The following is a 24,500-nucleotide window of genomic DNA, read 5'->3' as shown; positions in this document are numbered from 1 at the left end:
GCAAGGCCCTAATTAAACTAAACTTATTTTGTTGTATGGCGCATTGTCGGGAATAACAATACATCACGAATTGATGGTGAGTTCGTTAATAACATTACTAAGCGGTCGATACCGATACCTAAACCACCTGTTGGTGGCATACCGTATTCTAATGCTTCGATGAAGTCATTATCCATTTCATGTGCTTCGTCATTTCCTGCCTCTTTTTCGGCCATTTGAGCTTCAAAGCGCTCGCGTTGATCGATTGGATCATTTAATTCTGTGAATGCATTAGCGTGCTCACGGCGAACAATGAATAGCTCAAAACGATCTGTGAAGCGTGGATCTTCAGGATTTTTCTTCGCTAACGGAGAAATTTCCACAGGGTGACCTGTTACGAATGTAGGTTGTACTAATGTTTCTTCTACTTTTTGCTCAAAGAATTCATTGATGATGTGACCTACTTCATGTGCATCTTTAATTTCCACGCCGTGTTCAGCAGCATGTTTACGTGCTTCTTCTACAGTCATCGGAGCCCAGAAGTCTACACCCGTTGCTTCTTTAACTGCATCTACCATATGCACACGTTTCCAGCCAACACCTAATTCAATTGTATCTTCACCATATTGTACAGATGTCGTACCAAGAACATCTTGGGCTACATGTGCAATAAGGTTTTCTGTTAAGTCCATAATATCGTTGTAGTCTGCATACGCTTCATATAATTCAATCATTGTGAATTCCGGGTTGTGACGAGTTGAAATTCCTTCATTACGGAATACACGGCCGATTTCATATACTTTTTCCAAGCCACCAACGATTAAACGTTTTAAATGCAGCTCGATTGCGATACGCATATATAATTCCATATCCAATGCATTGTGGTGTGTAATGAACGGGCGAGCCGCAGCACCACCTGCAATTGTATGCAGCATCGGTGTTTCCACTTCCAAATAACCATTGTTATCTAAATAGTTGCGGATTGCTCGGATGATTTTTGAACGTTGGATAAATGTTGTTTTTGATTCGTCGTTTGTCATTAAGTCTACATAGCGTTGACGGTAGCGTTGTTCTACGTCTGTCAGACCGTGGAATTTATCAGGTAACGGGCGTAATGCTTTTGTTAGGAAAGTGAACTCTGTCGCTTTAACAGACAGCTCTCCAACTTGCGTACGGAATACGTTTCCTTTTACCCCTACGATATCACCAAGATCTGCTTTGTTAAACAATTCATATGCTTCTTCACCAATTGCATCTTTACGTACATAAATTTGGATTTGGCCTGCTAAGTCCTGGATATGCGCAAAACCTGCTTTACCTTTACCGCGCTTCGTCATAATACGTCCGGCGATTACTACTTCACGTGGATTTTCTTCTAACTGTTCTTTATTAAATTGCTCATTTTCTGCAATAACTTCGTTCGATAAATGTGTGCGTTCAAAACGGCTGCCGAATGGGTCCATACCGTTTTCACGAATATCTGTCATCTTCTGGCGTCTCACCAAAAGTTGGTCGTTTAATTCTTCGATATTTGACACGTATTTCACTCCTTAATGTTTTTGCGCTCCAAAACGGCACAATAGTCCATAATGTTTCTATTGTACAGTATTTCTTATGTTGATTCACCTGTTTCGAATTAATTTTAAATATCAGATAATTATGACAAGTGATTTTTCTTTACATAAGAAAAAGGCACCATCGTCTGATGCCTTCAATGATTTTTATACAATTACTGCTTCTTCTTCGTATTCATCTGCAACACTGTTTAGAAGAATACGTAATTCTTGCTCGGTCTCCGTTAAATTGATGGCATTACGGATCTTTCCGTTTCCACGAATACCTTTTAAGTACCATGATGCATGTTTACGCATTTCTCTAACCGCCACTTTTTCACCTTTAAGTGCTTTTAGACGTTCAAAATGCAATAAACAAACATCCATTTTTTCACGAACTGAAGGCTCTGGAATTTGAACACCTGATTCCAAGTATTTTACCGTTTGATAGATCATCCATGGATTTCCTAAAGCAGCACGACCAATCATGACCCCATCTGCCTTCGTATGTTCCAGAATGCGCTTAGCATCTTCCGGTGTTTCCACATCCCCATTTGCGATAAACGGGATGCTAATATTTTTCTTCACTTCGGCTAAAACGTCCCAGTTTGCTTTACCTTCATACATTTGCACACGAGTTCGGCCATGCATCGCGATAGCGGCTGCGCCTGCACGTTCTGCTGCCTGGGCATTTTCCACAGCGAATACACGCTCTTCATCCCAACCGATACGCATTTTTACCGAAACGGGTTTATCAACTGCATCGACAACTGCTGAAACCATTTCGTAAATTTTATTCGGATCAAGAAGCCATTTTGCGCCAGCTTCACATTTAATAATTTTGTTTACAGGACATCCCATATTGATATCGATAATGTCGGCTGTTGTATGTTTGTCTACAAATTTCGCTGCCTCTACTAAATTTTCTTTGTCTCCTCCAAAAATTTGCAGCGTCATCGGGTTCTCCCGCTCGTCAATATAAAGCATGTCCAATGTTTTTTTGTTGCGGGTGTTCAACGCTTTATCGCTGATCATTTCCGCATAGACTAACCCCGCTCCAAACTCTTTTACCGTTAACCGGAAAGCAGAGTTGCAAATTCCTGCCATCGGAGCAAGAACGACCCGGTTATCCATAATAATATCGCCTATTTGGAATGGCTTTTGGTCGATGTTTGACACCTTTTCTGTTCCCTCCACTCGGTTACTCACCTTTTAATTCTTTTATATCTATTTGTAATACATCTGCAATTGTTTGAAGTTGTTCTTCAGAGGGTTTCTTCTCGCCTCGTTCAATTCGCCCTAAAATTGTTACAGATATACCAATATGTTTTGCAAATTCGGTTTGCTGAATTCGTTTTAGTTTTCGAAAGGCACGAATTCTGCGACCGTATTGATTTTCTTCCACAGATTGACGCCTTCTTTCTCTATATCAAGTGCATGTAACGCTTTTTGCACGCCTACAAGCATATCATAATTTTGCGTCATAATCTCTTCTAACGGTACAAGTACAAATGCACGTTCGTACATTCGAGGATGTGGAATTATTAATTTTTCGGTTTCATACAGTTGTTGACCATACAGCAAAATATCCAAATCGATTATTCGTGGTCCCCACCGAAATTCACGGACACGGCCAAGATCATTTTCGATTTTTTGGCACTCCGCAAGAAGCTCAAAGGCATCGAGTTCCGTTTCAAGAGCAACCGCGATATTCAAAAAATCTGCCTGATCTGTATAGCCTACTGCTGCTGTTTCATAAATTGAAGAAATGGCTGTTACAGATATCGCCTCATGTGCGGTGAGCAGCTTTACCGCGTCTTGCAAGTTTTGCTCACGCTCACCTATATTTGTACCGATCGATAAGTACGCTGTCGTCATCATACGAATTGTCCTCTTGTAATTTCAACCGCGACTTCTTTGTAATGTCCCGGAATTGGAGGGTCAGGCTTAATAATTTCGACGCGGCACCCAAAAATCTGACCTTCATATTGCGTTAAAATGCTTGAAGCAACTTTTTCCGCTACTGCTTCAATCAATTTAAACGGCTTCCCTTCAATTACTTCTTTACAAATATCATAAACGCCCACATAGCTAACCGTCTGATCCAGCTCATCCGTCTCACCTGCACGTTTCATATCAACAGCAAGCGAAACATTAGCCCGAAAGCGTTGTCCTAATACGTTTTCTTCCGGTAATACACCGTGATAACCAAAAAACTGCATTTCTTTTAAATGAATATAATCCATTGCAAACTCCTTAATGTCTCGGTGCCAATTCACCTTGTACTTCAAATTTCCCTACAAGCGCATCTATCATCTTCACTGTACGCGCCACTTCCTTTACATCATGAACACGCATCATATGGCAGCCCTTTTGGACACCAAATGCACAAGTAGCGGCTGTCCCTTCCACTCGGTCATCTACGGGTAGTTCCAAAATCGATCCGATCATACGCTTGCGTGATGTCGCAAGCAATACTGGATAGCCTAATGCAACAAGCTCATCAAGGCGCTGCATCGTTTCAATACTTTCACTTAAACTTTTCACAAAACCGATACCAGGATCAAGGAAAATATGCTCGTCACGTACACCTGCTGCTTTTACAATCGCAATACTTTCCTGCATATCGGCCATATAATCGTTGAAGTAGTTATCGTACTGATCTGACAGGCGGTTATGCATTAAAATAATCGGCACATCGAGTTCTGCCGCGACACTTGCCATTTCCGGATCCGCCTTTGCGCCCCATATATCATTAATAATATGTGCCCCTGCTTCAATTGCAGCACGCGCAACATTCGATTTATACGTATCAATTGAAATAATCGCAGGTACTTCTTTTAAAAGCGCCCGAATTACCGGTACAACACGTGCAATTTCTTCCTCATCTGAAATCCGTGTATAGCCAGGGCGTGTTGATTCCCCGCCAACATCGATAATTTTTGCGCCATCTGCCACCATTTTTTTTGCCTGTGCAACTGCTTTTTCAACTGAATTGAACCTGCCGCCATCCGAAAATGAGTCCGGTGTTACATTTAAAATGCCCATCACGAATGTTTCTTTACGAAAATCCAGTTCGATCCCATTTAATGTGAGTACTTTATAGTTTTCTAACATGACGGTCTCCTAAACACATAACAATTTTTTGTAAATATTTTTGATGCAACTTTTTATAAAGTCTGCCTTCACTGCCCGCAAAACGTACCTCCCCAATACGGGAAATCGGTACGAGCTCCTGTACAGCTGTTGTAATAAAGCATTCATCCGCCTGTTCCAATTCCCATGCCATAAAGCGGCCTTCTCGTACCGGAATTTGGAGTTCTTCAGCGAGTTGAATGACTTTTTTACGTGTAATCCCCGGTAAAATACCCAAATTAGTAGAAGGCGTATACAGTATACCATCTTTTATCCAAAAGACATTTGACGTAATGCCTTCTGCGATAACACCGTTCTGATCGGTAAAGAAACCTTCTTGAGAAGCTAAACTCGGTAACTCTAACCGCGCTCGTACATTATTGCCGTAGTGATGGCTTTTATAGCGGGTCTGCTGTTCCGGAGAGTTACGGGCTGTTTTCAGCCACACCGCTTCTTTTTCTGTCCCGCGTACCATTTCTGGCAGTTCTTTACGAAACAGAATAACGGTCGGTTCGGTATACTCGGAGGGTGCAAGTCCAATTGGATGCACACCGGCTGATACATTTAAACGAAAATACCCTTCTTTGCCGTCCTGTGCATTGAGCTTTTCAATGACCTCTTCTATGTTCTGTAACGTATACGGAAAATGAATACGGTATTCTTTTAATGCTTCAAGCAGACGGCTGAAATGTTCATGCAAATAGACAGCCTTTCCCTCATATGTACGAAATGTTTCAAAAAAACCGAGTCCATATAAAAAACCGTGATCAAACGGAGAAATTTTCAAATCTTGTTCATCGATATACTGTCCATTCATCCAACATAGCATTGCCTTTCCCCCTAACAATACGACTCAATAAATGTGCGTAACAGCTGCTTGCCGTCTTCGGTCATAATTGATTCCGGGTGATATTGAACCCCTTCAATCGGATATTCTTTATGTCGCAGCCCCATAATTTCGCCTTCCGCTGTCCAAGCTGTCACTTCCAGACAGTCCGGTAAAGTTGTCGGTTCTACAATCAGTGAATGGTAGCGTGTTGCCAAAAATGGGTTCGCATTTTTTCTATGCAGACCAATCCCCTTATGAAGAACAGGGGAAGTTTTCCCGTGCATCAATCTCTCAGCACGCACAACATCGCCGCCAAATACTTGTGCAATCGCCTGATGACCTAAGCACACACCTAAAATCGGAAGCTTGCCTGTGAAATGTTCGATGATACGGAGACTTTCTCCGGCATCGTTTGGTGTACACGGCCCTGGTGAGATGACAAGCATCATTGGCCGAAGTTTTTCAATTTCCTCGACCGTAATCTCATCATTGCGCTTTACGACCAATTCATGACCGAATTCACCGAAGTATTGCACTAAGTTATATGTAAACGAATCATAGTTATCAATCATTAAAATCATTTGCTCACCTCTTCTGCCATCGCTTTTGCCTGCCACATTGCCTTCGCTTTATTCATCGATTCAATATACTCGTTTTCCGGAATGGAATCGATGACAATACCAGCACCCGCCTGAATGTACGCAATACCATCTTGAATATACGCTGTACGGATAACGATATTTAGCTCTAAGTCACCTGTGTAGCCAATCCAGCCGATTGATCCTGTGTAAAGACCACGGCGTACCGGCTCCAGCTCTTCAATAATTTCCATCGTACGGATTTTCGGTGCCCCTGTAATCGTACCACCGGGGAACATTGCCCGAATGACATCCGCATTTGTTTTTCCTTGTGCAATTTCCCCGCGCACATTCGAAACAATATGCATCACATGCGAGTAATGCTCGATAACCATAAACTCATTTACTTCTACCGTTCCGTATTTGCTTACTCTTCCTAAATCATTGCGCTCTAGATCAACTAACATGACATGTTCTGCACGCTCTTTTTCATGTTCAATCAGTTCATTGGCTAAAGCCACATCCTGTTCTTCCGATGCTCCGCGCGGACGTGTTCCTGCAATTGGTCTTGTTGACAGCTCATTGTTTTTACGTTTTACAAGCAATTCCGGCGAGCCGCTAACAACCGCAAAATCCTCACTTTCAATATAAGCCATATACGGTGAAGGATTAAACGAACGAACTGCCTCATACATCGCAATCGGTGCTGCAGAAAGTTTTTTCGCCTGGCGCACCGACAAGTTGACCTGGAACACATCACCTTGTCCAATATAGTGCTGAATTTTATGTATAGCAGATTCAAATGCATCCCCACTGAAGGAAACTTGTAATTCCGCTTCATCCTGCTGCATGTTTTTAGCTGTTTCCTGATTAAAATGACGCTTTTCCAACCCGGATTCGGCATGCTGTTGCCAATCCGATTGCCATGAAAGTAAATCGACTTCACTCGTAGACAACTTCATCAATGTTACTTCACCTGTTTGGACATTCCGGACTGCCCAATGATCAAACAAATAAAAATAAAGATCCGGTACGTGTAAGTCATCTTCCGCATTATTTGGAAGAACTTCAATCGTGCGAGCATAGTCATACGAAATAAATCCAATTGCTCCACCTTGGAAATCAGGCAGATTCGGATTCGCTTCAAGCTTATACTCTGCGTTTACTTTTTCTAATTCCGCCAGTGCCTCACCTGTTTTCAGTTCTGTCTCTCCATTTTTCCACTTCAGTTCCAGACCGTGTTCCACTGACTTTGCTGTTGCAATTGGCTGCCATGCAGCAATTGAAAAATGCCCGCCCCTACCGCTTTCCAGAAATGCACGCTGTTTTTCCATTGCCGTCTGTTCCTGGAAACTATAATAAAACTCATCTTTTGTCATGTAAAATGTATGTGTTTCTAGTTGTTGCATCAATTTACACCTGCTTTACCTTTTTCTTAATTAAACTCGATAACGCTTTAAAAATCCATTTATAACTTAGCAGTTTCTAAGAAAAAAAGCTATTTTACGAGGTTAAACTCGCAAAATAGCTTTTAAAATCACTTAGGTAAAATTTAATTAGTCTTCAAATTGGTATAAAGGCGTTGATAAGTAGCGCTCACCGTTTGATGGGATAATTGCTAATACGTTTTTGCCTTTGCCTAAACGTTTTGCTGTTTCGATTGCTGCATAAATTGCTGCACCTGAAGAAATACCAGCTAAAATGCCTTCTTCACGCGCTACTTTACGAGCATATTCGAATGCCGTTTCGTTTTCAACCGGTAATACAGAATCATATACTTCTGTGTTTAATACGTCCGGAATGAAACCTGCTCCAATACCTTGAATTTTATGTGGACCAGGGTTACCGCCTGAAAGAATTGGAGAATCTTTAGGTTCAACCGCAATAATTTCAATTTCAGGGAATTTGCTTTTCAGTACTTCACCTGCACCAGTAATTGTACCGCCAGTACCTACACCAGCAACAAATGCATCTAATTTTAAGCCGTCTTGTTCGAATGCTTCCGCAATTTCAGGACCTGTTGTTAAACGGTGAATTTCTGCGTTTGCTTCGTTTTTGAATTGTTGTGGCAAGAAGTAGCCTTCTGATTTTGATAATTCTTCTGCTTTTGCAATTGCACCTTTCATACCTTCTGGGCCTGGTGTTAATACTAAATCAGCACCATAAGCACGTAAAAGGTTGCGACGCTCTAGTGACATAGTTTCTGGCATTACTAAAATCGCTTTATAGCCTTTTGCTGCAGCAATCATCGCTAAACCGATCCCTGTGTTACCAGAAGTTGGCTCGATGATTGTACCGCCTGGCTTTAATGTGCCGTCTTTTTCTGCTGCTTCAACCATTGCTAAAGCTAAACGGTCTTTTACTGAAGAACCTGGGTTAAAGTATTCAAGCTTTACGTAAACTGTACCTTCATTTTCACTTGTTGCATTGTTTAATTTTACGATTGGTGTGCGACCTACTAAGTCCGCCACTGAATTTGCTAATTTACTCATTTTATCCATTCCTCTCCAAATCCCTACCAAATCAATAGGTTTTACTTAATTTGTATCTTATCAATTTTTCATAGCACTTGTCAATTAATTGAAACGAAATTTTTGTAAAATTTCTGACTATTTAGTTTTACTTATTAAATAGGAAAAAGGGCAAAGACAGTTAAAAGTTCCTCTTTCACTTAAACTTCAACTTCTGTCCTGGCCCATATAAATCTGGTGTTAATTTTTAGATTCTCCGTAGATCCATGTTGCATTAAATTCTGCCCAGAAAGCTTCCGGTGTAATGGAAGGCGACAGCTGTTCCAAAGCGAGCTGACGTTTCACATGCCCTTCTACTTCATCAAAGCTGAATGACTGCCCTTCCATGTTCTCAGTAACCTTGACGATTGCATAGCGCCCATCGCTTAATACAAAAGGTTTAGAAGTTTCCTTTTCCTTCAGCTTTTCCACTTCTGGTAAAATGGCAGGATCCACTGCCGATTGACTTGATGATATAAAGCCAATGTCTCCACCTAAACTTGCCGACGCTGTATCCAATGAATGCTCGCGTGCCAGAACCGCAAAATCAGAGCCGTCCTTCAGCTCTTTTTCCACCCGTTCCGCATCCTCTTTTGAATTCACGATAATGATACTTGTTCGGTGTGTAGTTGGAATATTATAGATCGACTTATTATCCTCGTAATACTTTTTAGCTTCATTCTCTTTTACTACAATATCATTTGTCAGTACTTTATCTAAGATGAGCTGAGCACGCATTTTTTGACGCAATTGCTCTGGGGATAAACTATGTAGAGTTGAATCATTTGAATCTTGTGCCGAACGTAATAAGGCTATTTCTAAATCAATCTCTTCCTCTTTTACATCGAGTTTATATTTTTCCGCCGCTTTTTCCATAACAGCTTCATTTACTAAACTCTGCAATGTTTCTTTTCCGTAACGGTTTTCCATTTCAGCAAGCCATTGTTGGCGTGTAATTGGATCTCCCTCGACGGCAGCAATTTTTTCGCCGCCGTCTTCTTTCTCTGATGTTGTTTCATCAGATGGGAGTACCCATAACACAAACCAAAATAGATTTCCGATTAACAATAGCAGTAATAACAGCAACGTAGGTTTTGTTTTTAAGCGTCGTTGTGTATACGGTAAATTATTTTGCGGTGGTTGTGGTGTTTTGTGTAAATTACGATTGGATTTCATTCACAAAGCCTTCAAGTTCACTTTTATCGAAGTGATAAGTTTCTAAACAGAAGTGGCATTGCGCTTCTGCTTGGCCATCTTCGTCAATCATTTCCTGAATTTCACCGACACCTAAACCGATAATTGCCGCACCGAAACGCTCTTTTGAACATTGACATTGGAACTGTACAGGCATTGTTGAAAGAATTTGAACATTGCCTTCGCCTAATACTGCTTCTAAAATTTGCTCAGGTGTATATCCTTTTTCAATCATTTTAGAAACAGGCTCAATTGATGATAAATGCTTTTCAATTGCTTCGATTGTTTCTTCTTCACAGCCTGGCATTAATTGAATAATAAAGCCGCCCGCTGCTAAAATTGTATTATCCGGATTTACTAACACACCTAAACCTACTGATGAAGGTACTTGTTCAGATGTAGCGAAGTAATATGTGAAGTCCTCAGCAATTTCTCCTGAGACGATCGGTGTTTGACCTGAGAACATATCACGTAAACCTAAGTCTTTAACAACTGTCAAAGCACCTTCAGAACCGACACCAGCACGTACATCCAGTTTTCCTTGTTCATTTAATTCAAAGTGAACATGTGGATTTGTAACGAAGCCACGCACATCTCCTTTGGCATCTGCATCGATAACCATTGGACCGATTGGACCGTTCCCTTCGATTTTTACGGTAATTTTGTCGTCACCTTTTAACATCGCACCCATCATTACAGATGCTGTCATTGAACGGCCTAACGCAGCAGATACAACAGGCCATGTATTATGACGGCGTTGTGCTTCTCCTACAGTTGCAGTTGTATTTGTTGCAAACGCACGTACCTGTCCGTCATATGCAATTCCTCTTACTAAGTAGTCTTTCATGTTGAAATTCCTCTTTTCTATTGATTTCTTTTATAAATCGTTGCTAGTCCCTTGAGCGTCAAAAACGGATCGACGACATCAATCATCTGGGTTTCATTCGCAATCAATTTTGCTAGTCCCCCAGTTGCAATTACGAGGGGCTCTTCTTTACTTTGCGCTTTCATACGACTGACGATGCCTTCTACTTGTCCTAAAAACCCGTAAAAAACCCCTGCCTGCATAGCAGCTACCGTATTCTTTGCCACAACTTGCGATGTATGGGCAATTTCAATTCGAGGTAGCTTTGCTGCACGTGTATAGAGCGCCTCTGTTGATATGGCAATACCGGGTGCAATGGCGCCCCCTAAATAATCGCCTCGTTCATTAATAAAGCAATACGTAATCGCTGTACCAAAATCGATAATAATCAGTGGTCTCCCACTATATTGCTGTAAAGCGGCAACCGCATTTACAATACGGTCTGCGCCTACTTCACGCGGATTTTCATACTTTATATTCAAGCCTGTTTTTACACCGGGTCCCACAATCAAAGGCTGGATATTGAAATACTTTTTACACATTAATTCAAGTGCAAACATAATAGGTGGCACAACTGAGGATATAATAATCCCTTTTACTTGTTCAAATGAAATGCCTTCATGAGAAAAAAACGCCTTAAATTGCATCGCATATTCATCTTCAGTTTTTCGTATATTTGTCTCTGTCCGCCAATGATGGATAAGTTTATCTTGATCATAAATACCTAAAATGATATTGGAGTTACCCGCATTCATTACTAAAATCACAAGTGGCACCTACTTTTCTTATACTGAAAAAAATCATACCATATTTGGCCATCTACTATACAGTATTCAGTATTTTTAGTCGGCAATCATTCCCTTTCAACTAAAACCTGTTGATCTCCATAGGGGTAAAGGCTTTCCGCTAGAGTCTACCACCCTCCTTTTCAACCAACTCACCAAATCGCGTTTATTTAAAGGCAAGATTTTAAGAAGAAAAAACTGACTATCTCCTTTTCCCAGGAAATAGTCAGTTGTGTTGTATTATTTTGGACGGTCTTCATCGATGCCTTGCGGGCGATCATCTGACACGTCTTTCGGTAAATCTTCAACTGTTGGTGATTTCTTTTCACCTTGAACATCTTCATTAATCGATGCATTACCAGCCGTTTCAATTGTTGGTGTTGCTTCTTTTTGTTCTTTTTGTTGAAGCTCCGATTCTACTACCGCCTCTTCAGGAGGTAATATACCGTGGTCGCGTAAATGTTCGATTTGCTGTGCATTTAACGTTTCTTTATCAATTAACGTATTTGCGATTAAATCTAGTAAGTCACGACGCTCTGTTAAAATACGTTTCGTACGAGCATATTGCTCATCAACGATACGCTGAACTTCTTTATCGATTTCATATGCTACTGTATCAGAGTAGTTTTGATCTGAACCGAAGTCACGACCTAGGAATGGATTACCACCTTGGTTTGAACCGTATTGAACAGCACCAAGACTATTGCTCATTCCGTATTCTGTAACCATTGCACGCGCAATGCTCGTTACTTTCTGGAAGTCATTATGTGCACCTGTAGATACTTCACCAAGTACAATTTCTTCCGCAACACGTCCGCCTAGTAATCCGGCGATACGGTCTAGTAACTCTTGCTTCGTTGTGAAGAAACGCTCTTCTTTCGGTAACATGATGGCATAACCACCTGCTTGACCACGAGGGACAATCGTTACTTTATGAACAGTATCAGCTTCATCCAATTCAAGACCGACAACTACGTGACCGGCTTCATGGAATGCAACAAGCTTTTTCTCTTTTGGAGAATACACACGGCTTGCTTTTGCAGGACCGGCAATTACGCGGTCAGATGCTTCATCAATATCAGCCATGTTTATTGATTTTTTGTTTTTACGAGCTGCAACTAAAGCTGCTTCGTTTAACAAGTTTTCTAAATCTGCACCTGAGAATCCTGGTGTACGTTGTGCAACAGCAGCTAAATCAACTGTATCTGATAATGGCTTATTGCGAGCATGTACTTTAAGGATTGCTTCACGGCCTTTTACGTCTGGGTGACCAACCGTAATTTGACGGTCAAAACGACCAGGACGTAATAATGCTTTATCTAGAATATCAGGGCGGTTTGTTGCAGCGATGATAATAATACCTTCGTTTGCACCGAAACCATCCATTTCAACTAGTAATTGGTTTAATGTTTGTTCACGCTCATCGTGACCACCACCAAGACCCGCACCACGTTGACGACCTACCGCATCAATCTCATCGATGAAAATGATACATGGGGCATTTTTCTTAGCGTTTTCAAATAAGTCACGAACACGAGATGCACCGACACCGACAAACATCTCTACGAAATCAGAACCTGAAATCGAGAAGAATGGTACGCCCGCTTCACCGGCAACAGCACGTGCAAGTAATGTTTTACCTGTACCAGGAGGACCTACTAATAGAATCCCCTTCGGAATACGTGCACCGATATCAGTGAATTTACGGTGATCTTTTAAGAAATCTACTACTTCAACAAGTTCTTGTTTCTCTTCGTCGGCACCTGCCACGTCATTGAAACGAACTTTTTTCTTCGTGTCATCAAATAGCTTAGCTTTTGACTTCCCGAAGTTCATCACCTTATTACCGCCACCTTGCGATTGGCTTAGTAAGAAGAAGAATAAAATAATAATGATGACAAATGGAATGATGCTCGTAAGGAATGTTACGAACCCACTTGTTTGTGGTTGTTCTAAAATTTCCACTCCTGGATATTCACCGTTTGCAACTTGTTCTTCAATTTGCAGAATACGGTCTACAGTAGTTTGGTCATTTTGTAAAACGTTTACTGTGAAAGTTTCGCCCTCTTCAGCGCCTTTCATCTGACCTACAATTTTATACACGCCTCTTTCAGGCTGTATATCCATAGAAGCAATCTCATTGCTCTCTAAAGCCTCAAAAAACGCATAGTAATCAAGGTTTTCAGTTGTCTTTTTTCCACCATTAAATGTTCCAAAAATCCCGATAATCACGAGAAATATTAGTAAATAAAATATGGTGTATCGAAATATTCGATTCATCCCCAGCCTCCTCACAACGTTACAGAAAAACTATAAGTAAAATCTTAACATACGTTGAAATTTTCATACAATAAAAAGCACCACACATTTTAAACGTTGAAACGAATTATGACAAAATCCGCTCAATTACTGCTTATGCCTAAATGCTTACCTCAAAATTGAAGGTTTGTACAGTCTAGGAAATATTAAAATGAGTATACTTCGCGTTTTAAAATTCCGATGTAAGGTAAGTTACGATATTTCTCTGCATAATCTAATCCGTAGCCCACAACAAAACCGTCCGGTACTTCGAAGCCTACAACATCTGCATTCAATTCCACTTTACGGCCAGATGGCTTATCCAGTAATGTTACGATTTTAATCGATTTAGCTTTACGGTATTTAAATAAATCCACCAAATAGCTTAATGTTAAACCACTGTCGATAATGTCTTCAATAATAATGACATCGCGACCTTCCACACTTGTATTTAAGTCTTTAAGTATTTTTACTTCCCCAGATGAAACAGTTGCATTTCCATATGAAGTAACATCCATAAAGTCCAGTTCCACATATGAATCGAAACGTTTCATCAGATCCGTCATAAATGGCATTGCACCTTTTAACACTCCGACAGCTAATGGGAACATTTCTTTATATTCCTCTGTCAGTTGAGCGCCAAGCTCTTTAATACGTTCCTGGATTTGTTCTTCTGTAATCATTATTTTTTCGATGTCATTTTGAATCATGAGTAGATTCCTCCTTTTATTGTTCAAACTTTCTAAAGACGTTCATTGCTATCGACAAGAAGCACCATTTCATGCTCCGCCGACTTTACATTAGAAAATTTATTGTTAACGCGTACAGCTACTATCGCTAAAAGGTCATCATTAGCATCGACTAACAACGGCCAGCTAGCTCTTTTGGTGAAAGGAATCTTGTCATCAATAAAAATGCGAGATACTTTTTTCTGATGCTGCATACCTTGTAGCAAAATACGATCCCCTTGTTTGGGAGCCCTTACGAATAAAGGAAACGAAACAGATGATGCGGCGAAAAAGTGATGCGGATACTTTTGAAGTAAGTCCTCATCACATTGTGCAAGTTCCCCAATATATATGCGCATCGTTCCAAGCACACACCACTCATTCAAAGCGATTTGTTGATTTGATGTTCGCAAGTTTTGCTGCTTATATTCAAATACAACTTCATCGTATTGTTGACGCGCAATAAAATTCTCCGGTAAATCAAGTGCACGACTTCCATCCGACATTGAGAATAACGTCAAAATCGTCGTGCAAAGTGTGTAGCTTTGAATCGTATTTGAATCGTTATAAAGATAACTTAATAGTATTAAAATGAGCCTTCTTTGTAAAGCAAGTGGCTCTTTTTGTAATTCTGAAACCTTGACTTTATAACAATTTTTATCAACTTTCAGAAAAAGCTTTGAAAAACGCTCTTCTGCAAGCTCCATTAAATACGTATCATCCTCTAAAAGCTGCTGGGCAATGTGGACTGTGTGTCGGGAAACAAGGGGGTTTTCTTCCTTTAAAACTGGTACGACATTGTGACGGAAACGATTGCGGGTATAATCATTCTTTGCATTGCTCGGATCTTCACGGTACAAATGACCTTTACTATGTAAATATTCCCCAATTTCGTCTTTTGTAACCATCAAAAAAGGACGAATTACAGTAAATTGTTGAAATTTACGGGAAGGTAATATGCCTTTTAATCCGTTTAGTGAACTCGCTTTCGTCATGGCCATTAACATTGATTCGAGCTGATCGTCCGCATGATGGGCAGTTACTAATTTTGTAAACTTATGTGTATGCATGACGGTTTCAAAGAAATGATAGCGTTCCTTCCGGCAAATCGCCTGCATGTTTCCGCCTTCTTTTTTTTGGATTTCCGCAATCGGAATCGCACAGCTATAAAAAGGAATAGCCCAGTCTTCACATGCCTGCTCAACAAATTGGCGGTCTTGAGCAGATTGTTCGCCGCGAAGCATATGGTCAACATGCGCAACGGCGAGCTCAATATTAAAATAGTGCTGAAAATGATAAAAAAAAGAAAGAAGCGCCATTGAATCAACGCCTCCTGAACAAGCAATTAATAGTTTATCTCCGCTTTTAATAAGCTGCTGCTCTTTTATATACGCTAAAACTTGATGCTCTAAAGTGTGCATTTACTCACCTCATATTACATTTCAATGTGTGATTGCTGGTCTGAATACTTGCCACGGTTTTATGACATGCTGCAAACGGAATAACATCACAGTGCAGTCGTCTGCAATCGGGTATTTTTGTTTGAATTGCGTCATGACATCAAATAGTACAACCTGGATGGAAGCACCATTTTCCAGCCCTTGACGAATCAGCCGGATAAATAATTGTTCCTGTGCATCCCATTGTGCAGATGGTGAAAATAACCCGTCGGAAATCATTAAAATAACGTCCTCTGACAATAATTGTGTCATTTCTGTATCGATTGCGAAGTTAGGCAAAAAGCCAATTGGAGCACTTGTACTTTCTATTTTGAATAAATCATTCCCTCTTAATACATATGTCGTCATGCCTCCCGCTTTCCAACACCATAAATGGCCGAACTGTAAATCGACAAGTGCAAAATCCATTGTCGCATACATGTCCGAATCATTTTTAAGCGACATGACATAATGCATTGTGTGCATCGCTGTTTCAGGATCCATGTTGTACGTAAGACAATCCTGCATCATTTGAATTAAGCGTTCACTTTCACGATTTGCTCTCACATTCGTCCCCATACCATCCGACAGCATGATCGCCATAAGTCCTGGATGAATCGGAAATACCCGGTAAGAATCTCCGGAAATTGCATGGTTTGCATGGGAATACGTATATATATCATACTCCAACTGATAACGAATTGCTGAAGTAAACTTAATTTGGCGATAAAAAATTGGCGAGTGCTGCTCGTAAATCTGTTCACCTTTCAATGGTTCATGCAAAAATTCAAACAGTTGCTGTTCTAATTGCTGGATAACGACATGTGCATCACGATGATCTGCGACATAACAAACGAACTCTCGATTCCCTATTTCATTTTTTATCCACTGAATATGCAAACAATGAATATCATGTTCCTTTAAAAACTGCTGCATCTCCCCATCCATTTCCGATGTGCCGATTTCTAATCGCTGGCTGTTTAACAGCTTTTCAAAGTGGCTGCTTAAATCCCGAAGCTGTAAGGCAATCATTTTTTTACCATGATAGAACTGTCTCTCCATATGCTCTTTGTGTAAAGCCGACTCTAGTTCTTCCAGCAATTTAGAAGATTTAATGCATTTCCCTTTCAGCTGCTCTTCTACCCGAATCCAGCTGACTGGTTTCGTACTTCTTTTCGCTAACCGCCAAGAATCAATAATTCCTTCCATCTCCCCGTTTCTCCCCCAGCACTCTTCATATTTGAAACAGCTGGAGCAAATTAGAAACGGTTCTGCAGTTGTCTTACTTTTAGTTTTATTTTGTGTAAAATGATCAAACACAAGCTCCTTCATAAAAGATACAAATTGCTGAAATTGCTTGAGCTGCACTTCCACTACTTCATTGCGGTTCACCTGGATTATACTAACCGTATTTTGTTTGTAATACATTTTGCAATACTCAAGTATATTTTTCGGCATAAGCAGGAAAATAATTGCGCCTGTAAGCATCGACATAAAATAAACGCTATCGATCGGTAATGTTGCATCATAAAAGAAGAAAAAAATACTCGGCAGAAAACTAAAAAGCGCAACGGCATAACGTCCCTGGTTTTGTACAAAAGCGGCGACCAGCCCTGTACATGCATATAGGATCATCATACCTGTGAATGATAAATTAGCTAAGCCTATAAAAAAGCCAAGAGATAATGAAAAAATAACCGTAGCTCCAACTGTCGAGGCATAGGCTACAAGGCAGATGAGGAAATGAAGAACGATCAGTGACATTGAAAAGTAAAATAGAGTCAAGCTTTCCATGCCGATTAGCATACCGGCCAAAACGACAATAATTGCCGTTATTTTTTCTCTTGTCCATTCAATGGTTCCGTTTTCTTTACTTGGAAATGTCAAAATACGCATAAAGAATAAAATCGAAACTGCAAAAAGACATTCATATACGATATAAAATAATGTCATGACAGATGGCATACCACTATGAAGCAGCATTTGCCATGCTAGCTGAATAGCGATAATTGTACTTCCTAGTAAAAAGTACGGTGATAGTTTTATAAACTTAAAACGGACGAGACATTCCATGAAGAGTAACTGCACTAACACAACGGCTGCCTGTCCAAACCCAATAAAGAGCGTTCCGAGGATTCCCCCTAGTAAAGCACTCTTTTGAAATGAGGCAAATCTCGTTCGAATAACAAGCCAAAAAGGTAAAAACAACGGAGTAACAGCTTCAAAGAATACCGCCTGAGCAAAACAGAAAGCTGCAAACGCTATAACACTTGCTATTATTATTCTCGATTTTTCTTTATATAAGAATAAGTCTAAGTTTAGTGTTTGAAACTCATTTTGATTATTTAATGTCACCATTTTTACTATCACCTTTTCTTTTTAACGCTATTATATAAAGCTGAAAAAGTGAATTTTGTCTGTTTGTAGGATTGACACCAAAAAATTGTTCGACGGTTTTTTTACGGTAATATGCGCGTTTTTACGCTTTTTTTATTAGTAATTACAAAAAATAATACGCAGTAATTTCCTGCATATTATGATAGAGGAAATAATTAAAAAATAGTATTGACACTATATAGACTGCAATGTATTATTAGTTCTGTTGTTAAATTTGGCGGTGTAGCTCAGTTGGCTAGAGCACTCGGTTCATACCCGAAAGGTCGTGGGTTCGACTCCCTCTGCCGCCACCATTTATAGGCCCGTTGGTCAAGTGGTTAAGACACCGCCCTTTCACGGCGGTAACACGGGTTCGAATCCCGTACGGGTCATCTCAAAAGCTGTTTAGGAACTTAGTGTTCCTAGGCGGCTTTTATTTTGTTCTTTTTTCTATTCTGTAAATTCCTGACACACTTTCTCCCTTATCCATTATACTTGTAACTATAAGAGGAGGCGTTTTTTTTGGTCCAAAACTTTACATATTTAGCTTTTCTTTGCGGTATTAGCATGCTTCTAGTCGTTGGAGGCGTCATCTTGACAAACTTGCCGCTCTCATTGCAGATTCTTATGATTACAATCGGATTAATCGGAGGTATTTTTTGTTTTATTACCCTTATCCGTGTACTCATAAGGCATAATACTGAAAAAGAATAATCTGATTTCCCACTCCAACACAACATTTTATTAATGAAAAAAAGCGATGGACTGTAAGATATACACTTACAATCCATCGCTTTATCATCTATTTGACACTTTTTCTACGTTCAAACAGCCAGCAAAATTATCCTCTGCGAGCTCCACGGCCACCGCGCTTAGACTCAGTTGCACGCTTTAATGTAGTTAAACGCTCATCGCTATCTTTTAAGAAACGCGCCATCTTCTGTTCAAAGTTCTCTTTTGGTTGACGATCATTACGATCGTTAGAACGGTTGTTTTCGCGACGAGGACGCTGTGGACGCTCTGGTCGCTCAGCTTGAGGCTTTGCTTTACGAATTGAAAGACCAATCTTTCCATCCGCTTCAACATTCATCACTTTAACTTCGACTTCATCGCCTACTTTAAGATGCTCGTTAATATCTTTTACGTAGTTATCTGCCACTTCACTAATGTGAACTAAACCTGTTTTCCCATCTGGAAGCTCAACGAATGCACCGAAATTTGTGATTCCTGTTACCTTACCTTGTACTTTGCTGCCTACTTCAATTGACATAAAAAAAATGCTCCTCCTTAAATTTTAAGAGACTCTTCGATTGAAAAGCCATTTATCAATTATAATGAAACTTTTGTTCAATAGCTTCTTCTCTAATTATAGCTAACATAAAAAGAGTGTCAACAAGACACTCTACCTAAAGGCAATTAATACCAAAATTTTTATCACGAAATTACCATGCTTACTGGTTTTTTATTATTTTTTAAAGTCACATTTTTTTCTTTTATTATCGCGTTAAAATTATTCTTTGTCATCTTCAGGCTTGTCTTTATTTTCTTTATCCGATTTATTCGGTATTGTAAAAATAATTTCGCCCTCTTCAGAAAGGAAAAATTCTTTTCTTGCCAGCTTCGCAATATACTCATCATCTTCCAGCTTCGCAATCTGCAAATTTAGTAGCTCTTGTCTGTGAAGCGCTTCTTCCAATCGTTCTTCCACCGCCGCTTTCGTTTCTTCCTTTGCGGCGAGGCGTTCACTTTGGACCATGTTAGCTTTTACTAATCCTGCTATTACTACAGTTGCTAAAATGAAAAATACTGCTAATCTTCTGCGACGACGTACTGCAATTTTTGCTTTTATTTGAGCTTTTGCTTGCGGATTTGAGCGGACATAATCGTTATTCAACGACTGGACATTTTGGTTATGTAGCTCTTCTTGCACATTTCTTCTTCCCATTTTCCGTCTCCTCCCTCACAATCAATAGTTGTAATCATTATACGAGTTCACTGCTGTGTTTTAAAGTTTTTTAACAAATATTTCTTGAAAAACTTAATAAAGGGACGACAGATAAATAATACAATCCCTACCAATAATTTTATAATACTTTTGACTATTTTAACTACTACATGTCCAATGAAAAAAACCGGCTTCACAAATAAATTTATACATACTCTTCCAACAAAGCGGATAATTTTTTGGAACAGCAATTCATATGTTGCAATTCCGGCGATTTGGGCAAGTGGATCAACTACCCGCCATTGCCCTCCTTTTACTAAAAATAATAAATAAAACGTAGTAACCCCTAATATTAACCAGACAATCCATTCTAAAACCCATGTAATACGTCGAATATTTTTTAAAGGGATACGATTTACATTAATTCGGATACAATCGATTATTGCACCTACAGCAACTCCGCTTATAAACATGACAAGAATGCTTATAAGCTGCGCACTCATCATCATCCAAACAATTTATGAAGGAAACTTTTCGATAAGCCACTCTCGCTTTCATCGTATTGGAATTGCTTCACTTCCCCTTCTAACGTCAGTAATCCCTTGTCCACATCTAAATGAACAATACGCAGTTCCTCACCACGAATCAATAAATGACCCTGTGATGTATTCACATAAAATTCTTCCTGATCGAACCGTTCGATACTTTTAACAGATGTCATGTCCATCCGTTTACGATTACGTACCGTTACTAAGTGATCCCCAGACGAAATGGTATAGCGTGCGCTTTCTTGATGAATAGTCAATGCAAGTCCCCCTTTGAGCTTATAGTTGTACACTATATGCATCAACGGAAGGAAGCATGACTCAAAAGTTGGTCATGCCCTAATCTTCATCATCAATAAATTCTGGTTCAACTTTCTCTAAACGCTCTTCTTTTATAATTGTAAACATTTTTAAAGCATCTTCTTTTTTCACATTTTCACGAATTTCTTCGACACGTGCCGTTACAATTTTTTGACCGAAACGAATTGCCAGCTCATCGCCAACTTTTACAGTACTGCTGGCTTTTGCCACTTTATCATTAATTGTTATACGGCCCTGCACCGCTACTTCCTTCGCTAATGTACGACGTTTAATTAAACGTGAAACTTTTAAAAACTTATCTAAGCGCATCCCATTTACTCCCCTTTTTCTATTTGTTTTGCTTCATTCCAAAATGAATCTAACTGCTCTAATGTAAAATCACTGAATGCCTTGCCGCTCTTTGCTACACTTTGCTCAACGTAATGAAAGCGACGTGCAAATTTTTCATTGGCATGTAGCATCGCTTCTTCCGGTGAAATTTTATAAAATCGTGCGATGTTCACAAGGGTGAATAATACATCCCCGAATTCATCGGTACGGCTCAATTCGTTACCTTGCTTTATTTCATCCTGGAACTCTTGCCATTCTTCCGTAAACTTCTTCCACGCTTCGTCAGCATTCGGCCAATCAAAACCTACTGTCGCTGCTTTTTTCTGGTAATTGTACGATGTTTGAAGCGATGAGTAAGGACTATATTCGTTCTTTAATAGTGGTTCGCCATCTACATTGCCTTTTTCCTGCTTTTTAATTGCTTCCCAGTTAGCTACAACCGTTTCTGCATCTTCTGCAGTCACATCCCCAAAAACATGCGGGTGGCGGCGAATCATTTTTTCGCTAATCGATGCAAGCACTTCTTCCAATGTGAAATAACCATTATCTTCCCCGATTTGCGCATGCAAAAACACCTGTAAAAGGATATCGCCGAGCTCTTCAACCATAGCAAAATCATCTTCGGCATCAACCGCTGCTAAAAACTCATGTGCTTCTTCCAATAAGTACTTTTTCAATGATTCATGTGTTTGCTTCTGATCCCAAGGACAGCCATCTGGACCTCGCAATGTCGCTATGATTTGACGGAATGTTGTCCAATCACGCAATGCTTCCTCATCAGATTCAACAGGCGGTACATAGACAGTCGTTAAATTGTTGATTTCTGCTGCTTGATCAAGCTCATAAAGCGGAACAGTACGCAATGATTCCTGTGAGGAACCTGCTGCTGTCACAATTGTTACCGGGTAATCATCACGGTATTTTTCCATTAGCGTGAGCTTTACTTCTGACGCACTGAACGAATCATAGACTTGGGCTATTAAAATGTGTTGACGCATATTCATATCATGGATGGACATGCTCGTACCGTCCAACAGCTGAAACCCTTCGATCGGGTCAATTTTTAAGGCGCCGAAAATCGGATCCAAAAAGCTTTGCCCGCCTTCAATTACAAGCTTAATCTGCCCGTTCTGATCCGCTTCAATTAAGTGCTGGACGGTCTGCTCTGCTACGAGCGGATGTCCCGGCACAGCATACATAACATCTTCCTGTGAAACGGCTTCAATAAGACGCTGTGCAATTTCTTCATAAACAGGACCGAACGAACCATGCTTAATATACACATCATCAAAGCTCGTAAACTCGATACCTTCCAGTTTTAAGTCTTGAATGACAGGATGGTCCTCTGTTCGGACATATATTTTTTTGGCTGCTTTAATTTTTTTATAAACACCCATTTGCATTTGTTCAAAATCGGCTGCTCCTAAGCCAATAACGGTTAATTGATTCAAGTTATACACCTACTTCTTTCGATTTAACATTAGTTGATATGCAGCCATTCTCCTGCCGAGTGGGATTAAAAACCAATCCTTTTCTGTCAATACTCGCATTTTTGCGACTGCTGTTATAAAAGCACCTGCGCCAAGCATGACGAGCACCCCACTGTAAATGAGTGCATCAAAACGACTAAACAGGCCGGTAAACAGACTATTTAAACTGTAAACAGCGCCTTGTACAACGACTATCATAATGAGACAGGCGATGGACAGTTTTTTATAAAACGTACGATTCGCCAGGCTGATAGACGTCAGTTTTTTTAAATAAACGATAAGGGCAGCTGCTGTAAAAATCAGCCCGATATTACTCGCAATTGCCGCGCCCATCACATCATAACGCGGAATAAAAATAATGTTCCCTATATATTTTAATACGATTCCGACCCCTAAAAATACGGCAGGTCCTTTTAATTTACTATAGCCTTGTAAAATAGCTGTAAACGTTAAAATTATCGATAATGGAACAATCTGAAACGAATAAAGCTTCAGCACATTCGAATAGGCATCTGTCTTAAACAGCATTTGATTTACATATGGCATAACAAGTATTAATCCGAGTGCCGCAGCTACTCCGAATATGAGGGAGCTCCGGAATGTCAATTGAATAAACGGCTTTGCACCACGACCGTTTGGCTGATTTGCCTTTAATGCAACGAGCGGTACAATAGCCAGCGATAAAGAAGTTGCAATTACAATTCCCAGCTGCACAAGCGGTTGGCCGCGGTCATAAATCCCCTTCACTTCCATCGCTTCAAGCGTATTCATCCCTGAATGGACAAGCATTTTGTAAATCGTAAAGGAATCCACAAGCTGGAAGCATAATAATAGCAGTGCACTCATACTGATCGCGATACTGTATATTGTGACCTCTTTTAAGATTGGCCAGACTTTTACATTGGCTATTTCTCCAGTTGGCTGATACTGCCGTTTCAAAAAGTAAAGCAGTAGTACAATCCCTGCTATTTCCCCTACAACTGTACCGAGCATCGCCATTTTCCCGGCTGCGTAAACAGATTGTGTATATTGCAGCAACACAATTGTTCCGACTAATATAATCGCTACCCGAACCATTTGTTCGAACACTTGCGCATAAGCAACCGGCTGCATCTTACTTTCCGATTGAAAATTACCCTTTAAAACAGCAAGCAGCGGCATACATAACGTAATGAATGAGCCTACTTTTAATAGCCCCGCAAGCTGGGGATCTTCCATCAAATTAGCTAATGGCTGTGCACCAAAGAATAAAAGACAGAAGAAGATAAGAGCTAATGCTGTTAAATAATAAAAGATGATGCGCGATACAGATCGTTTTTCTCCATATGTACCACCACGCCCTTCAATATCCGCGAGCATTTTGGAAATGGCAACAGCAAATCCGCTTGATGTCCATACGACAAAAAACGAGATGAACGGATACACTTGCTGATATACATAAAATCCTTGGTCACCTACTAAGTTTTGATAGGGTACTCGGTAAATTGCACTTAATATTTTTACTAATAGCGCCGCAACTGTCAGGAGAAGGGCGCCCTTCATATAATTTTTCATACCAAAACTTTGCGAAGTCATTCTATTTCCTTCCTCTATTTCATAC

At 40.1% G+C, this 24,500-nt stretch carries 25 protein-coding genes and 2 tRNA genes; 3 read left to right on the top strand and 24 right to left on the bottom strand.

The genetic code is table 11. From position 1 onward, the window contains the following. Positions 1-23: 23 nt before the first annotated feature. The 17 genes from lysS to MKY07_RS00475 all read right to left on the bottom strand — a co-directional run bounded on the left by lysS (position 24) and on the right by MKY07_RS00475 (position 18,251). The gene (gene lysS, locus MKY07_RS00555; RefSeq protein WP_193433813.1) at positions 24-1,526 is read right to left on the bottom strand and encodes a lysine--tRNA ligase; all 1,503 of its coding nucleotides are present in this window, start codon (positions 1,524-1,526) and stop codon (positions 24-26) included. Positions 1,527-1,700: 174 nt separating this feature from the next. After that, a complete protein-coding gene (gene dusB, locus MKY07_RS00550) occupies positions 1,701-2,711 on the bottom strand; it encodes a tRNA dihydrouridine synthase DusB (protein ID WP_008408243.1) in 1,011 nt (336 codons plus the stop codon). 22 nt (positions 2,712-2,733) lie between these two features. Then, complete coding sequence (locus MKY07_RS00545) at positions 2,734-2,937, bottom strand: helix-turn-helix transcriptional regulator (protein ID WP_008408244.1); 204 nt, start codon at positions 2,935-2,937, stop codon at positions 2,734-2,736. After that, entirely contained in the window at positions 2,889-3,413 is a 525-nt protein-coding gene (gene folK, locus MKY07_RS00540) for a 2-amino-4-hydroxy-6-hydroxymethyldihydropteridine diphosphokinase (protein WP_065216282.1), read from the bottom strand. Before folK ends, MKY07_RS00545 begins: the two co-directional genes overlap by 49 nt. Continuing rightward, positions 3,410-3,778, bottom strand: coding sequence for a dihydroneopterin aldolase (gene folB, locus MKY07_RS00535; protein WP_008408246.1), 369 nt, complete (start codon positions 3,776-3,778; stop codon positions 3,410-3,412). Before folB ends, folK begins: the two co-directional genes overlap by 4 nt. A 10-nt stretch (positions 3,779-3,788) precedes the next feature. After that, positions 3,789-4,649 (bottom strand): dihydropteroate synthase, encoded by an 861-nt coding sequence (gene folP / locus MKY07_RS00530; RefSeq protein WP_339263472.1) that lies wholly within the window; start codon positions 4,647-4,649, stop codon positions 3,789-3,791. Then, positions 4,633-5,496 carry an aminodeoxychorismate lyase gene (gene pabC, locus MKY07_RS00525; protein ID WP_008408248.1) on the bottom strand — a complete coding sequence of 288 codons (864 nt, stop codon included), beginning with the start codon at positions 5,494-5,496 and terminating at the stop codon, positions 4,633-4,635. The genes folP and pabC overlap by 17 nt, the downstream gene beginning before the upstream one ends. An 11-nt stretch (positions 5,497-5,507) precedes the next feature. Beyond that, positions 5,508-6,077, bottom strand: a complete 570-nt coding sequence (gene pabA / locus MKY07_RS00520) for an aminodeoxychorismate/anthranilate synthase component II (protein ID WP_065216280.1) — start codon at positions 6,075-6,077, stop codon at positions 5,508-5,510. Next, a complete protein-coding gene (locus tag MKY07_RS00515) occupies positions 6,074-7,483 on the bottom strand; it encodes an anthranilate synthase component I family protein (protein ID WP_065216279.1) in 1,410 nt (469 codons plus the stop codon). The genes pabA and MKY07_RS00515 overlap by 4 nt, the downstream gene beginning before the upstream one ends. Positions 7,484-7,630: 147 nt before the next feature. Beyond that, on the bottom strand, positions 7,631-8,566 hold the full coding sequence (gene cysK, locus MKY07_RS00510) for a cysteine synthase A (RefSeq protein ID WP_339263470.1): 936 nt from the start codon (positions 8,564-8,566) through the stop codon (positions 7,631-7,633). 219 nt (positions 8,567-8,785) lie between these two features. Beyond that, positions 8,786-9,760, bottom strand: a complete 975-nt coding sequence (locus tag MKY07_RS00505; RefSeq protein WP_339263468.1) for a peptidyl-prolyl cis-trans isomerase — start codon at positions 9,758-9,760, stop codon at positions 8,786-8,788. Then, positions 9,744-10,625, bottom strand: coding sequence for an Hsp33 family molecular chaperone HslO (hslO, locus tag MKY07_RS00500; protein ID WP_008408253.1), 882 nt, complete (start codon positions 10,623-10,625; stop codon positions 9,744-9,746). Before hslO ends, MKY07_RS00505 begins: the two co-directional genes overlap by 17 nt. A 17-nt stretch (positions 10,626-10,642) precedes the next feature. Then, positions 10,643-11,410 carry a type III pantothenate kinase gene (locus MKY07_RS00495; protein WP_008408254.1) on the bottom strand — a complete coding sequence of 256 codons (768 nt, stop codon included), beginning with the start codon at positions 11,408-11,410 and terminating at the stop codon, positions 10,643-10,645. Between the two features lie 258 nt (positions 11,411-11,668). After that, complete coding sequence (gene ftsH / locus MKY07_RS00490) at positions 11,669-13,708, bottom strand: ATP-dependent zinc metalloprotease FtsH (RefSeq protein ID WP_339263465.1); 2,040 nt, start codon at positions 13,706-13,708, stop codon at positions 11,669-11,671. A gap of 185 nt (positions 13,709-13,893) precedes the next feature. Next, positions 13,894-14,436 (bottom strand): hypoxanthine phosphoribosyltransferase, encoded by a 543-nt coding sequence (gene hpt, locus MKY07_RS00485; RefSeq protein WP_008408259.1) that lies wholly within the window; start codon positions 14,434-14,436, stop codon positions 13,894-13,896. Between the two features lie 32 nt (positions 14,437-14,468). Then, complete coding sequence (gene tilS / locus MKY07_RS00480) at positions 14,469-15,875, bottom strand: tRNA lysidine(34) synthetase TilS (protein WP_339263463.1); 1,407 nt, start codon at positions 15,873-15,875, stop codon at positions 14,469-14,471. A 21-nt stretch (positions 15,876-15,896) separates the two neighbouring features. Then, positions 15,897-18,251: a SpoIIE family protein phosphatase gene (locus MKY07_RS00475; protein WP_339263462.1), complete on the bottom strand. Its 2,355-nt coding sequence runs from the start codon at positions 18,249-18,251 to the stop codon at positions 15,897-15,899. A gap of 255 nt (positions 18,252-18,506) precedes the next feature. Here MKY07_RS00475 and MKY07_RS00470 point away from each other — a divergent pair. From MKY07_RS00470 to MKY07_RS00460, 3 genes are all read left to right on the top strand, one after another. Beyond that, a tRNA-Met gene (locus MKY07_RS00470) sits at positions 18,507-18,583 on the top strand. Between the two features lie 6 nt (positions 18,584-18,589). Continuing rightward, positions 18,590-18,661: transfer RNA gene (locus MKY07_RS00465), tRNA-Glu, on the top strand. Between the two features lie 130 nt (positions 18,662-18,791). Further along, positions 18,792-18,983, top strand: coding sequence for a sodium:potassium antiporter (locus MKY07_RS00460; protein ID WP_339263461.1), 192 nt, complete (start codon positions 18,792-18,794; stop codon positions 18,981-18,983). A 127-nt stretch (positions 18,984-19,110) separates the two neighbouring features. Here the strand turns inward: MKY07_RS00460 and MKY07_RS00455 are convergent, their stop codons facing one another. From MKY07_RS00455 to MKY07_RS00425, 7 genes are all read right to left on the bottom strand, one after another. Continuing rightward, entirely contained in the window at positions 19,111-19,539 is a 429-nt protein-coding gene (locus MKY07_RS00455; protein WP_008408265.1) for a S1 domain-containing RNA-binding protein, read from the bottom strand. Between the two features lie 240 nt (positions 19,540-19,779). Beyond that, positions 19,780-20,214 (bottom strand): septum formation initiator family protein, encoded by a 435-nt coding sequence (locus tag MKY07_RS00450; protein ID WP_008408267.1) that lies wholly within the window; start codon positions 20,212-20,214, stop codon positions 19,780-19,782. Positions 20,215-20,261: 47 nt separating this feature from the next. Next, entirely contained in the window at positions 20,262-20,717 is a 456-nt protein-coding gene (gene yabQ, locus MKY07_RS00445) for a spore cortex biosynthesis protein YabQ (protein WP_339263459.1), read from the bottom strand. Between the two features lie 2 nt (positions 20,718-20,719). Next, entirely contained in the window at positions 20,720-21,019 is a 300-nt protein-coding gene (yabP, locus tag MKY07_RS00440; RefSeq protein WP_008408271.1) for a sporulation protein YabP, read from the bottom strand. 79 nt (positions 21,020-21,098) lie between these two features. Further along, a complete protein-coding gene (locus MKY07_RS00435) occupies positions 21,099-21,389 on the bottom strand; it encodes an RNA-binding S4 domain-containing protein (RefSeq protein ID WP_014822291.1) in 291 nt (96 codons plus the stop codon). A 5-nt stretch (positions 21,390-21,394) separates the two neighbouring features. Further along, positions 21,395-22,861, bottom strand: coding sequence for a nucleoside triphosphate pyrophosphohydrolase (gene mazG / locus MKY07_RS00430; RefSeq protein WP_339263457.1), 1,467 nt, complete (start codon positions 22,859-22,861; stop codon positions 21,395-21,397). Positions 22,862-22,870: 9 nt separating this feature from the next. Further along, positions 22,871-24,475, bottom strand: a complete 1,605-nt coding sequence (locus MKY07_RS00425; protein ID WP_039967423.1) for a polysaccharide biosynthesis protein — start codon at positions 24,473-24,475, stop codon at positions 22,871-22,873. Positions 24,476-24,500 lie beyond the last annotated feature (25 nt).

The sequence above is a fragment of the Solibacillus sp. FSL W7-1472 genome (assembly GCF_037969775.1).
Taxonomy (GTDB): Bacteria; Bacillota; Bacilli; order Bacillales_A; family Planococcaceae; genus Solibacillus; species Solibacillus silvestris.
This window is presented reverse-complemented; position numbering and strand designations above follow the sequence as displayed.

Bases quoted from the DNA above. Each gene is read 5' to 3' on its own strand.
- ftsH (WP_339263465.1), bottom strand. From the start codon at position 13,708: ATGAATCGAATATTTCGATACACCATATTTTATTTACTAATATTTCTC.
- hslO (WP_008408253.1), bottom strand. From the start codon at position 10,625: ATGAAAGACTACTTAGTAAGAGGAATTGCATATGACGGACAGGTACGT.
- yabQ (WP_339263459.1), bottom strand. From the start codon at position 20,717: ATGAGTGCGCAGCTTATAAGCATTCTTGTCATGTTTATAAGCGGAGTT.
- tilS (WP_339263463.1), bottom strand. From the start codon at position 15,875: ATGCACACTTTAGAGCATCAAGTTTTAGCGTATATAAAAGAGCAGCAG.
- folP (WP_339263472.1), bottom strand. From the start codon at position 4,649: ATGTTAGAAAACTATAAAGTACTCACATTAAATGGGATCGAACTGGAT.
- cysK (WP_339263470.1), bottom strand. From the start codon at position 8,566: ATGAGTAAATTAGCAAATTCAGTGGCGGACTTAGTAGGTCGCACACCA.
- MKY07_RS00505 (WP_339263468.1), bottom strand. From the start codon at position 9,760: ATGAAATCCAATCGTAATTTACACAAAACACCACAACCACCGCAAAAT.
- MKY07_RS00435 (WP_014822291.1), bottom strand. From the start codon at position 21,389: ATGCGCTTAGATAAGTTTTTAAAAGTTTCACGTTTAATTAAACGTCGT.
- hpt (WP_008408259.1), bottom strand. From the start codon at position 14,436: ATGATTCAAAATGACATCGAAAAAATAATGATTACAGAAGAACAAATC.
- folK (WP_065216282.1), bottom strand. From the start codon at position 3,413: ATGATGACGACAGCGTACTTATCGATCGGTACAAATATAGGTGAGCGT.
- MKY07_RS00475 (WP_339263462.1), bottom strand. From the start codon at position 18,251: ATGGTGACATTAAATAATCAAAATGAGTTTCAAACACTAAACTTAGAC.
- MKY07_RS00515 (WP_065216279.1), bottom strand. From the start codon at position 7,483: ATGCAACAACTAGAAACACATACATTTTACATGACAAAAGATGAGTTT.
- pabA (WP_065216280.1), bottom strand. From the start codon at position 6,077: ATGATTTTAATGATTGATAACTATGATTCGTTTACATATAACTTAGTG.
- MKY07_RS00455 (WP_008408265.1), bottom strand. From the start codon at position 19,539: ATGTCAATTGAAGTAGGCAGCAAAGTACAAGGTAAGGTAACAGGAATC.
- MKY07_RS00425 (WP_039967423.1), bottom strand. From the start codon at position 24,475: ATGACTTCGCAAAGTTTTGGTATGAAAAATTATATGAAGGGCGCCCTT.
- folB (WP_008408246.1), bottom strand. From the start codon at position 3,778: ATGGATTATATTCATTTAAAAGAAATGCAGTTTTTTGGTTATCACGGT.
- pabC (WP_008408248.1), bottom strand. From the start codon at position 5,496: ATGCTATGTTGGATGAATGGACAGTATATCGATGAACAAGATTTGAAA.
- MKY07_RS00450 (WP_008408267.1), bottom strand. From the start codon at position 20,214: ATGGGAAGAAGAAATGTGCAAGAAGAGCTACATAACCAAAATGTCCAG.